At 55.5% G+C, this 11,169-nt stretch carries 15 protein-coding genes; 3 read left to right on the forward strand and 12 right to left on the reverse strand.

The genetic code is table 11. The features are described 5' to 3' along the window. The 12 genes from ACSEXS_RS22220 to ACSEXS_RS22275 all read right to left on the reverse strand — a co-directional run bounded on the left by ACSEXS_RS22220 (window position 1) and on the right by ACSEXS_RS22275 (window position 8,663). Complete coding sequence (locus ACSEXS_RS22220; protein WP_438435433.1) at window positions 1-348, reverse strand: hypothetical protein; 348 nt, start codon at window positions 346-348, stop codon at window positions 1-3. A 333-nt stretch (window positions 349-681) separates the two neighbouring features. Next, window positions 682-1,569, reverse strand: a complete 888-nt coding sequence (locus tag ACSEXS_RS22225) for a DUF3310 domain-containing protein (protein ID WP_438435434.1) — start codon at window positions 1,567-1,569, stop codon at window positions 682-684. A gap of 251 nt (window positions 1,570-1,820) precedes the next feature. After that, the gene (locus ACSEXS_RS22230; RefSeq protein ID WP_438435435.1) at window positions 1,821-3,779 is read right to left on the reverse strand and encodes a DNA polymerase; all 1,959 of its coding nucleotides are present in this window, start codon (window positions 3,777-3,779) and stop codon (window positions 1,821-1,823) included. A 64-nt stretch (window positions 3,780-3,843) separates the two neighbouring features. Beyond that, a complete protein-coding gene (locus ACSEXS_RS22235; RefSeq protein ID WP_438435436.1) occupies window positions 3,844-4,443 on the reverse strand; it encodes a DUF2815 family protein in 600 nt (199 codons plus the stop codon). Between the two features lie 21 nt (window positions 4,444-4,464). After that, the gene (locus ACSEXS_RS22240; RefSeq protein WP_438435437.1) at window positions 4,465-5,658 is read right to left on the reverse strand and encodes a DUF2800 domain-containing protein; all 1,194 of its coding nucleotides are present in this window, start codon (window positions 5,656-5,658) and stop codon (window positions 4,465-4,467) included. Continuing rightward, window positions 5,655-6,068, reverse strand: coding sequence for a hypothetical protein (locus tag ACSEXS_RS22245; protein WP_438435438.1), 414 nt, complete (start codon window positions 6,066-6,068; stop codon window positions 5,655-5,657). Before ACSEXS_RS22245 ends, ACSEXS_RS22240 begins: the two co-directional genes overlap by 4 nt. A gap of 14 nt (window positions 6,069-6,082) precedes the next feature. Further along, window positions 6,083-6,409 (reverse strand): hypothetical protein, encoded by a 327-nt coding sequence (locus tag ACSEXS_RS22250; protein ID WP_438435439.1) that lies wholly within the window; start codon window positions 6,407-6,409, stop codon window positions 6,083-6,085. Next, window positions 6,402-6,656 carry an AbrB/MazE/SpoVT family DNA-binding domain-containing protein gene (locus ACSEXS_RS22255; protein ID WP_438435440.1) on the reverse strand — a complete coding sequence of 85 codons (255 nt, stop codon included), beginning with the start codon at window positions 6,654-6,656 and terminating at the stop codon, window positions 6,402-6,404. The genes ACSEXS_RS22250 and ACSEXS_RS22255 overlap by 8 nt, the downstream gene beginning before the upstream one ends. Before the next feature lie 4 nt (window positions 6,657-6,660). Beyond that, window positions 6,661-7,560, reverse strand: a complete 900-nt coding sequence (locus ACSEXS_RS22260) for a hypothetical protein (RefSeq protein ID WP_438435441.1) — start codon at window positions 7,558-7,560, stop codon at window positions 6,661-6,663. A 400-nt stretch (window positions 7,561-7,960) separates the two neighbouring features. Further along, on the reverse strand, window positions 7,961-8,158 hold the full coding sequence (locus tag ACSEXS_RS22265; protein WP_438435442.1) for a hypothetical protein: 198 nt from the start codon (window positions 8,156-8,158) through the stop codon (window positions 7,961-7,963). Between the two features lie 17 nt (window positions 8,159-8,175). Next, on the reverse strand, window positions 8,176-8,457 hold the full coding sequence (locus tag ACSEXS_RS22270) for a helix-turn-helix domain-containing protein (protein ID WP_438435443.1): 282 nt from the start codon (window positions 8,455-8,457) through the stop codon (window positions 8,176-8,178). Further along, window positions 8,454-8,663, reverse strand: a complete 210-nt coding sequence (locus tag ACSEXS_RS22275) for a helix-turn-helix domain-containing protein (protein WP_438435444.1) — start codon at window positions 8,661-8,663, stop codon at window positions 8,454-8,456. Before ACSEXS_RS22275 ends, ACSEXS_RS22270 begins: the two co-directional genes overlap by 4 nt. Window positions 8,664-8,909: 246 nt before the next feature. Here ACSEXS_RS22275 and ACSEXS_RS22280 point away from each other — a divergent pair, with 246 nt between their 5' ends. The 3 genes from ACSEXS_RS22280 (at window position 8,910) to ACSEXS_RS22290 (ending at window position 11,028) form a co-directional block, all read left to right on the forward strand. Next, entirely contained in the window at window positions 8,910-9,299 is a 390-nt protein-coding gene (locus tag ACSEXS_RS22280) for a helix-turn-helix domain-containing protein (RefSeq protein ID WP_438435445.1), read from the forward strand. Window positions 9,300-9,304: 5 nt separating this feature from the next. Then, a complete protein-coding gene (locus ACSEXS_RS22285; RefSeq protein WP_438435446.1) occupies window positions 9,305-9,718 on the forward strand; it encodes an ImmA/IrrE family metallo-endopeptidase in 414 nt (137 codons plus the stop codon). Window positions 9,719-9,798: 80 nt separating this feature from the next. Next, a complete protein-coding gene (locus ACSEXS_RS22290) occupies window positions 9,799-11,028 on the forward strand; it encodes a tyrosine-type recombinase/integrase (RefSeq protein WP_438435447.1) in 1,230 nt (409 codons plus the stop codon). The last annotated feature ends 141 nt before the right edge of the window (window positions 11,029-11,169 follow it).

Raw genomic sequence — 11,169 nt, forward strand, 5'->3', positions numbered from 1 at the left:
CTATTCAGCCTCCTTGACTTGAATCGGAATATCGACTTCGACCAGCCGGGCGTCGGGATCAGGCTCGCAAAAATCCCTGTCTTCCTCACCACGACAGTGTTTTTCATAGGTATCTTTAAGCGCCCGTTGGATGTATTCGTCGGAAACGGTCATCAGCGGCTGGGAAGGATGGTAATCCCCGCGCTCTATCAATGCGCTTACTTGCTCTTTGGTGTAGATCTCGCCATTGTAGTTCAAGCGTTGGTACTGTCGAAGCTCCGAGAGCTTCAACGACCCGCCGTATCGCCGGTCCAAATACTCCACGAAGGCGACGGCTACCGCGGCCACTTGCACCGCCTCGGCTCGCATGTTTTTGTAGCCACCCTTTGCCCGCTCGCTCGGGCCGTTGTTGAATACGGTCTCGTTTGACCGCCTGGCAGAGCTCGCCGAACTCCTCGCCCAGGATGCCGAGCCAATAGGGCATGTCGTGATTCTGCTCGCCCCATTTGTCGTCCTGGCGGGCGCGCTCGGCGATGACTGCCCGAATGGCTGGTGTCTCCAGCGCTTCAATATTTTCGATACGATTTGCTTCCCCGCCACAATGCTGACAAAAATCGAGCAGCGGGTCCTCTTCCGGAAGATTCGGGCGTTCCGCGACGATTACCTGGCCGCATTCATCGCAATGAGTTATCGCAAAATAGGTCATTCTGCTTCAACCTCCCCGATCAGGCGATCCAGGTACCAGCGGGCTTTCCGCAGATCCTCGACGCCGTTTTTCCACTTCCACCGCCAGGTGTATTTGATGATCTGGCCGGTGCTGTATGCCTCCGCGCCCTGCAGCCCTGTCGTGGCCGCCTCGATCGCGTCGATGCACTCCACCTTGCCGGCCGTGTAGTGACCAGGGTGGTTCACCGGATCGCTCGCCGGCCTGGCGCCTGTCAGCGGCAGCCTCCCCAATTCCACCAGGGCTGCGTAGGTGTTATTCGGATCGCTAGCCGTGTGCTCTTCCTGAGTGGCCGCCTGCTCGATCGTCTGCAGGAGCATGGCCCGCTCGGCCTCGAGCGCGGCGAGCTTGTCACCTGCAACATTCAGCCGGAGCTTGGTTTCGTTGAGCATGTCGAGCACCTTTGCGGAGGCGGCTTTCTCTTCTTCCAGCTCCTCGCGGAGATCGACAAGAGCGCCTTCCGTCCCTGTATATTTGCGTTCGAGCTCAGCAAGGGCTTCGCCATAGCGCCGCATTGCATTTTCATATAACGCAGTCACCTCGGAAACCCTTCCCCGAAGCAGAGCAATTTCCGCGTTCTGGCGCGCTATTACCTCATCAGCAGGCGTCTGCGGCGCCTCTTCTTCCGAATCAACAGGCTCGGCCTCTACAGTTTCCTCTTGCTCGTCATTCATCTGATCCAGCATCCACCGCGCCTTTCCCGGATTGACGCCCTGCAGATCCCAGCGTTTGATCCAGTAATAGAGAGAGTTGTATTTAAGGCCATAAGCCTTTTCGGTGCTGGAGATCGTTTCACCGCTTGCAATGGCCTCGAGCATTGCTTTCTTCGTCAATCCCTTCCCGGGGCCATCCTTTTCCTTTCCCATGTCCGTTCCTCCGTATCTCATATTGGCGCGCCGCCGCTGGGTCGCTGGGTCTGTGGCCGGCTGTTGCGACGTCCTACGCTTTTGCTTTCGTTGTGCTTCCGGCGGAAGCGGGAGCGCCCGATATTTGGCGAGCTCCTCATCACTGAGCCGGTATGGGATGACTTCGCCGCTCCCGCGGCATGTCTGTTCAATGTCGCTTCGTGGGATGGGGTACTTGTGCCCCTCGCTTGTTCTGGCAGCCATTTGCCACCTCAGTCCTTTTGATAGAAATCGCACTCGAAGCCCGCAGCCTTGAGCGGCAAGCCCGGCGCCCAGGGAATCGGCTGCCCCATGATCCCGGTAACTTCCTCCACCGAGCTGACACCCATGGGAACGTCCAGGATGGCCTCGTCATGAACGTGCAGCACGATCTGATAGCCAGCCTCGTCCAGTCTGAGCAGGCTCTCAGCGAGGCAGTCCCGTGCGATGGCCTGGACCAGATTCTCCACGAGCGTCCCGCCCCAAGTCCGCTGGGCGACCATCCGCCCGGAATTGTCGGGGGCCTTGAACGTTAGGCCGTCTTTCCCGAACTTGGGATCCGGTTTGATCTCCGGCGAAGGGTAGGCCAGGCTGTGCCCACTCGGAAGGTCGGCAAACAGCACGCCTCCCGCGTATCGGTAATGGACCCCGTGGGCCAGCTTCACAGTCCCCTTCGTCTGGACGGCCTCGATGGCAGCCTCTTCTGCTCGATACCACAACCGCTTGATCTTCGGGTTCGCTTCCCGCCACTGGCGGACCAGCGGGTCGTACTGGTCGGCCGCGATCTCCTTTTTCTTGTCCATCTTCTCCATGGCAGCCGCTCCGCCACCGAACCCGCAGGCGAGCGTCGCCACCTTGCCGGATGCCCGATATTTATAGTTGTCGTGCCCCTTGACGATCGTCTCCATCGGAATGCCGAACATGCGTGAAGCGGTCGCCTCGTAGATCTTGCCGTGACCCGCGAAGACATCCAGCACCCAGCCTTCGTCTGCCAGCCAGGCGATGACGCGGGCCTCGATGGCATTGAAGTCGGCTACAATGAAGCGATTCCCGTGGGATGGAACCAGCGCGGTGCGGATCAGCTCGCTCAGCACGAACGGCGGAGCGCCGTACAGCATTTCGAGCAGCTCATAATCACCGGATGCCAGGACGCTGCGCGCCGCGGCCAGATCCTCCAGATGGTTCTGCGGGAGATTGTGCATCTGCACCCGGCGACCGGCCCAGCGCCAGGTCCGGCTCGCACCACAATACTGCAGGATCCCACGCACCCGGCCATCCTCGCAGGTGCCGAGCTGCATGGCGTCATATTTGCCGATCGACGTCTTACCCAACTCCTGCCGGATCTCCAACATCCGCTTCGTCTCCTCATTCGGCGCCGTATCCAGCAGCGCCGGCATAGCGTCTTTGTTAAGCGATTCCACCGGCAGCCCCTGGTCCGCGAACCATTCCTTCAACTGCGGCAGGCTGTTCGGGTTATCGACTCCGGTCAACTCCCGGGCTTCGATCAGCAGCCGTTCCGTGTACTGCTGTGAACAGGTAATGGCATGTCCGACAAGCGTCCGGTCCACCCCGATGCCGGTGTCGTTGATCCGTTGGTCAAGCGCCCAGACTTGCCACTCCCGTTCGGGGACCGGATGACGGTCCAGCTTCTGGCGCACCGCGCGCTCCACCACCACGTCCTGCCGGTTATAGTCGATGTACTGCTGCCAGCGTTCCGGGTCATGGTGCGGGTAATTGCGCAGCCGGCCGCCATTGACCTGCGTCGGCTTGCACGGGACGCTGAAATATTTGATCAATGCCTTGCCCTTGGCGTCCTTCTGGGCCTCCTCTCCGAGCCCCAGGGCCTTCGCTGCCTTGTCCAGTGATCCCGGGAGACCCAGCGTGTAGGCGTGCGCCATGGAACAGCGCCAGTGCCGCGGCGCGCAGTCGATCCCAAACTGCCGGGCGATGGCCGTCCGCTCGAAGCTGGCGTTCCAGGCCGTCTTGATGACGTCGCCCCGCAGCGCTGCCAGAACGTCCCTCGGGATGTCCTGGAAGTCGGTCAGGTCGATGACCTCCACCGGGTCGTCGTCGAAGGCGAAGGCGAACAGCAGGATCTCGAAGTCCGGCGCCTCGACGTAGCGGTGAACGCCGCAGTCAGTGAGGTCAAAAAAACTGGAAAAAGTCTCGATGTCGATCTGCAAAACAGCCAAAAGTTATCACCTCCGGGGACAAAAAAGGGGACCCTCTCGAATCCCCTTTCCTCCCATGCCCTGATCAGTTCATGAAATCGTCGTCGCTGATGTCTTCAATGTCGTCAAAATCCTCGCTGCCGAAGTCATCTTCAACACGGCTGCGGCCGCCCAGGAAGTCGCCGTCCTGCACCTTGACGATGTTGTTCAGACCGGCAGCAATCCCCTTATTTCCTTTCGTGTCAAAAAGATAGAAGTTCACGGACACGCGGGCATAGCAGCCGGAGTAGACTTCGGTGGTGTCGGTGATTTCCTGAAACCTCGTTTTGCCGCTGCCGTCTTTGCCGACCGGCTTCGAGATCCCCGGACGGTTTTTGCTCTTCGCATTGAAGAAGAAGTGACCCACGTACGCTTCTCCCTTTTCGTCCGCCTCTTCATCCCCATCCCGGAGCGGCGTGTGGAAGTCTTTCGGGAGCTTGCCGCCGTATTTGGCCTTTGCCTGCTCTTTGAGCGCCTCGACGATCTGCTTGTACTTGGAGAGCGTGGCCTTGTCGTCCTTGGGGATCAGAATGGCCGTGCTGTACCACAGGTTCCCGAAGTCGTCAGCTTCCGGTTCCCAGACTTTCGCATAGCTCAGGCGTACCTTTCCCGTGATCAGCTTGGTGGATTGATTGTCATTTGCCATGATTGCATATCTCCTTTTTGATTAGAATTCTTCGTTGGCGAAATCGTTCTCGACGCTATTCAGCGCCGGTCGTTGGTCCGTCTCGACAGCGAGCACCGGCTTGCCCTGCGGCTTGATGATCAGATCGCCGATCAGTTCGGCCAGTTTCTTCTTGCCGATTCGCTTTTCCAATTCCTTGATCCCCAGCAGCTCCCGGGGCTTCAGGAACTTGTCCGGCTCCAGCTTGTTCTCTTCCAGCACCTTCCACGCAACTTCCGTGTTCGTAATTGCCCGGTTGCTCCGCCCCTCGACCAGCTTCCACCCGGGAATGCTTCGCCCAGATGTCGCTTGGTCGTAAGCGAAATCCTGAACATCCTTAGCCCAGGCTTGAAGCTGCTCGGCGATGATTAGGATTGATCCGATCTCCTCAAGCGTGAGCAGCGCCGGATCCTTGAACTCATAGGCCAGGGCCGCCAGATTGGCATCTGCACGAGCCCGGCAGCTTGCCTTGACCTTGCAGAAGCGGCAATGACCCCCCGCCTGGAATTCCCCTTCTCCGGCATCGGCCAGCGCCGCCGCCGGCCGGACAACCTCCTCCGCCCAAGCCAGCAGTTCCTCCACGGTCATGCTGTCCGTGGAGATGCTGTCAAGCCGCGGCTGCACGATGGTCATGCGGACTTCCCGGATGTCGTACAGGAAGCTGAATCCAGTCCAGGCGCCCAGCGCATACAAGCGAAGCTGCGGGTTTCCGACTGCGTTGACCGGTACGCCTTTGCCGTATTTCAGGTCAATTACTTCCATAATGCCGTCGGAGATCAGAACAACGTCCCCGGTCCCGTAACCGTCTGGAACCCATTCGGAAAAATCCAGACGCTCCTCGAACAGGATGACGGCGTCGGAGCTGCGCGCCTTGGCCTCCATGAATCGTTCCTCCACGGCCTCGACATAGTAACCGACCGAGTCCTCCATCTCGGGACCGTAATAGGAGTTTCCCGCTTGGAAGTCAGCGACGGCCATGTCGAGCTGGCTGCGCGTCGCTCGGTTGCAAGGCGTCAGCCTTCGCCGAAGAAAGAGCTCGGACAACTCATGCGCCGCAGTGCCCTCGTCCGCATACTCACTCCGTTTGTCCGGAACGCCCTCCTGCAGACGAGCGCTCGGCGGGCAGTTTATCCACTGGCTTGCCTTGGACGCCCCGAGCAGGGCATGAGCTCTTTCGGCATGGGCCGGAGCGGTCATTTCAGCCCCTCCAGATCCCGGAGGAACTGCGAGCGCTTGCCATCAGGCAGCGCGGTGACGTTGGGGACACCGTACTTGCCCAGCAGCTCCTTCACTAAAGCCCTGCCTGCCCGATCTGCAGCTGCAGAAGCAGCAGCGCGGAGCTTCACATCGTCCGGGATGTCTTCGCCCTCTTCCAGAGCGGCCTCTGTGTCATCGTCCGTCGTTTCCGGCTCCGGCTCGACAGTAGGCTCTGCCGGCTTGGTTTCGGCCGGCTTCTCAACAGCCTTGCGCCCCCGGGTTGCCTTCGGGGCTTCCGGCTGCTCTGCAGCGGCCGCCGCCGGAACTTTAATCAGCGCGGCGGAAAGGGTTGCGAGGTCTTGCAGGGCTTGTCCGGCGTCCTCGCCGGCGATGGTAATCTGTACAGACATGTATGAGTCCTCCTTTAGGGTTGATACCGTTGGTTAATTGTGTCCTGCAGCATGCGCAGCTCGTCCTGTAGGCGGTCCAGCTTGGCCTCCAGGCGGTCGACTTCATCCTCAGCTGCCTGCGCCCGCCGGATTGCTTCCGGCCAGCCTTCGCGGGCAGCAAGCACAAAAGCAAGATTGCTTTCGTAGTTCAAGAAATGACGAGCGGTTCCATTAAGGTCGTCGCCTTCGTAAAACTGGCACACCCAACCTTCGGACACTCTGATTGCGTCCGTAGCCCCTTCAAGCCACGGCCCCGGCGTCGCTGCCTCGCAGATCGCCAGATCGGTGTCGAGGTCACGCATAGGCGGCCTCTTTGGCGATGGCCTGGGCGCAGGACAGGCAGACCAGCTTGTCTTTAACCGAGCGGAGCTGTTCGCTGCTGCCGCAGAAGATGCAGCCGGGGGCATACTTCCGCAGGACGATCCGCTCGCCATCCACAAAGATTTCAAGCGGGTCCTTCTCACCGATCCCGAGCGTGCGGCGCAGCTCCATCGGGATCACTACGCGGCCGAGCTCGTCCACTCGGCGGACAATTCCAGTTGCTTTCATAGGGCTAGTCCTCCCTCGTATATTTGCTTTCGATATTCTCCCAGTCTCGGGCAACGGCGCGCAGCGCATCTTTTCCAGCTTGTTCCCGCCGGCCCGCCTCTTCAAATAGATCAAAGTCCAGGTGATCGGTGACCGCTTCGCGGATCAAGGAATCGATGACTTCCGGGCGGAGGGCGTCCAATTCCCAGCACTCGTGGCCGAACTCCTCGATATAACCACTTGCCCGGCTATCGGTAAGCTTTGTCGGGTTGGGGGGCGGACTGAACTCCTCAATCTGGTCGTAATTGAGGGCGATCCGCTGAAACTCGACGTCGACGCCGAAGAGGGACAGCCGGTCTACGATATCCCGGCTCATGTCCTTGCCGGATGGGTCATGGTCGCCTAAATGGATAATGTGAATGTGTTTGGACCCTGAGAAGCCTTCAAGCCGCTGAGCTGCTGCCCACATTTCGGATTGGCTGACGTAGCCACGACAGCTAAAGAACGGAACGTCCAGATCCCCGCAGACTTGGCCGACGATACCAACAAGGGCATCCTTTTCTACCCAAACCTCGACGTAATTTTCCTGATCCGCCCATTTGTCATATGCAAAAGAGTAGGCTGCAGAGAAAAGGATGTCGCCAGGCGAGTTCCAGTGACTGTTTTTTCGAAGATTCCGGGTGCGATCCTCGATGGCTGTCCAGTCAATCAGCCCGGCCATGCGGCCATCGGATATGAGATTTCCAAGGTTTTTGTAAGATCGCTCATTGTTCGGGATAATGTCCCGGGCGACGAGCTGATAATAGACCTGCCGCAGCGTTAGGGAATAACCTTTCGCCTGATATTCGTCGATAATGGCGTTCACTCGTTCGATCAGCGCAAGACTGTCGGGGCGAAAATTGATTTCTCGATAGCAGATATTCAAACCGTTTCCTTCTTTCCGGCTCCGTGCTATAATGGGGCCACAGAGATTTTCAAAGCGCGGCTCTATCGGATGGCGGTCCGATGGGGCCGTTTTGCATTTTGCCAGGCTGCGTAAGCCAGGACGGCCATACGTTCTCCAGGCGTCAGGGCGAACCAAGTCAATCCGTTCGTTTTCAATCTCTCTCACCTCCTGTCGTAGTATTCCGGGGTGCATTCCGGATCCCGGAGAATCAGAAGGGATTCCTCCAGGCGAACAAGGTCCATGGCGACCGGCAAATGCTGAGAATTATGAGCATCCATAAGGAGCCTTTTAGCTCGCCGAAGGCAACTGATGGCTGATTCCATTTCCCTTGCGGCCTCAAGGAGCAGTGTCGATTTCGACAATACGCTCACCTCCTCTCCTAAAATTCCGCCGGTGCCAGCGCGCCGAGAGCGGCGAGCGCCTGGTCGATGTGGTCGGCCGCCGTGTGGATCGCCTCGATCTCGTCCGGCTGGTGCATCGTCGGGTCCAGATACAGCTCCGCCGTGGTCGCGGCCTCCTTGGCGTCGGCTAGTGCTTTGACGATGTGGTCTTTGCGGGCCTGGTCGTGATGGTTCATGGTGTCAGCTCCTTTGGTTATTTCAGTGGTCGATTGGTTATTTTCCGAATATGGTCATCCAGTTCAAGCTGAGAAAAGAAATACTGTTTTCTCTGGATGAAAAACGGCACTTCAAGAGCCTTGACCATCTTCCGAAGAGTCCCCTCAGCCACTTTGAGATACCGAGCTGCCTCGGCTAATGTCATGACATTCCCGTTTAAACGCTTATTAATCTCGGGTTGGAGCTCCGCAAGAATTTCCTCTCGAAGCTCCGCTTTTATATCGGACCGGAGGGCTTCGATGAAATCTTGAGAAGTCATCTTGCTCCCACCTTCTGCTTCGGAACCAATTTGATTTCCAGACCGAGTACGTCGCATGTCTTTGCAAGAATGCTCTCATTCCATCTGCGACGCCCATCCAGAAGACTGTGCAGGTATTGCGGGCTGTACCCCGTTTTCCGTGCAACGTCAGAAGGATTTAATTTCTGCTCTATCATTGCCTTTGTCACCGACTCGGAAATATTCATCGTATCACCTTCTTTAACTATTTGTTCAAGTCGATAGCTCAATATTAAACAAATAGTTGCTTTTTCTCAACTCGCATTTTTGAGCAAATAAGCTCAAATATCAGCAATTTCGCGATTTGTCAAAACAATTACCACTATTTGTTTAAATTAACTCGGATTTTCTCCAATTTTAAACTATTTGTTCGTTGCGATTTAAACTATTAGTTGATAGTATGAATGTAAACAAATAGTTGAAGGGATCGCGATATGAATAGAATCCGTGAAATACGCACAGCAAAGGGGATTAGCGGCCCGGAATTAGCCGCCCGACTCAACATTTCGCCTCAGTACCTCTATGGTTTTGAAAAAGAAACCCGGACACTGAGCGCTGAAATGGCAACGCGAATTGCCACGATTTTCGGAGTAAGCGTAGATTTCTTACTAGGCTCCAATACCAGCGAGGTTCCTTCATGGGCTACACCGAAAGATAAACGCGACTTTAAGCGTATGCTTGAAGAGGACGAGCCGATTATGTTTGATGGCATTCCTATTGAGGAGGAGGACAAAGAGAAGATCAAGCGCGTCATGGAAGCCATGTTTTGGGACGCTAAAGCAAAAAATAAGGAAACCTACGGCCGGAAGAAAAAGGATGATTAACATCTATGGACATGGACCAAACAATCCGCAGGTTAATTCGAAAGCATAAATCAAACTGCCCATTTGAAATCGCATCTGGGCAGAATATAGAAGTTTGGTTTGAGGACCTCGGAGCGTGCACGCGCGGAATGTACCGGAAGACTTTGCGTCGCAAGTATATCGTTATTCATAGGGACTTAAGCGAGGAATGGCAAAGGGTCATCTGCGCACACGAGTTAGGACATGCCATTCTTCATCCGGGCGTTAGTAGGTTCTGGATCGACGAGCACACCTATTTCTTTGTTGGGAAATATGAACGGCAAGCAAACCAGTTTGCAGTTCGCCTCCTAACCTCACAGGATTCACTTCTTCCAGGAGAAGGCTTGCCAGAAATGCTTAGAAGAAACTGTATTCCCGAGGAACTTCATTCTTTTTATTGACTTTCGGCGCTTTCCCGCCGCAAGGCGGTTTACTATACACTTTTAAGGGAACATACGTTCCAGAAAGGGAGTGGTATTCAGTGGCATGGAATGAGTACCTTGGAGGGAATAGGTATAAGATTGTGGAACGGGACCCGTCGAAAGCCTCCAGACCGAAACGGTCCATCGTGGTTGAGATGCCGGAAGATATCGTAAGGTCTCGTGTTGCAAAGAAGAAAGAACTTTGGCTTGCGAAAGAGGAGGAGAAATGGAGCGAGGCCGTTATCAACGGTGAGTATGAAGACAAGGGAAAGAATCGGAGTAGATCAAAGAAAGTTACCTTTGCTGATTTCATTTCGACATGGCAAAAAGGTTATGCCAACGAAGAAAATATGAGCGGCGAAACGCTTCTGAACACTATGTACATCGTTGATTCAAGGTTGCTTCCGACATTCGGAGATTCCTGGATCAGCGATATATCCACTCTCGAGCTTGTTGAATGGTTTGCCGATCTCCGGAATTTAAAGAATGGCCAACCTCTTGCGACAAATACCAAGCTGAATATTTATAAGGTTATCGTTTCTATTTTTAAATCAGCTTTCGAATGGGGAGTAATCAAGTCAAATCCTGCGGAGGGCCTAAAGCGGCCAAGTCTGCATAAGAGTGAGAAGAAGAAAATGAGGAGCGTTAAGCAAAGCTACACAGAAACGGAGGTTGCTGAGCTTCTACTCGCCATGTACGACCTTCCCGAGCACTGGCGACTATACTTTACTGGGGTTATGCTTGGAGGCTTCCGTAGAGGCGAATTTCTAGCCGTGGAGTGGACTTCCCTGGACTATGAACGGTCTGCTGTCCTCATAGAGAAACAGATTACAGTCGACTCAAAGGGAAATAAGATCGAGAGTGATGTAAAGACGGTCGAATCCGAAGGTTGGGTACCAATGCCAAAATGGTACACAGAACAACTTAGACAATACGAGCGGCAGTGGAAGAAAGAGAAGCTACTTTGCCGTGATTGGCGCGGAGGAGGGAAACAGTACGTTTTTCACGGGGGGAACGGGGTCATGTACTACCCAAGTACAGCAACTAACACATGGTCAAAGTTTCTTAAGAAGCACCAGTTTCCCCACGTCAAATTGCACGGACTCCGTCATACAGCCGGCACCCTCTTGCGTGAATACGGGGCGGATCAGCGCAGCATTCAGATGTTCCTAAGGCACTCCAAACTTGAAACCACGAACCGTTATACTCATGAATCAGAGGCAGTTAACCGAACGGTTATTGCCCAGTTCGAGAACTTAAATCCACAAACCAAAAAATTTGCCCCATGATCTGCCCCATGGACGCAAAGTCGCTTCCCGTATGTCGAACTAGAACAAAATAAAAAACCCTTGAGTATCAAGGGTTTCAGGGGATTTTTAGTTTGGAGCGGGTGATGGGAATCGAACCCACGCTACCAGCTTGGAAGGCTG

It is taken from the genome of Gorillibacterium terrae (assembly GCF_051594785.1).
GTDB lineage: Bacteria > Bacillota > Bacilli > Paenibacillales > NBRC-103111 > Gorillibacterium.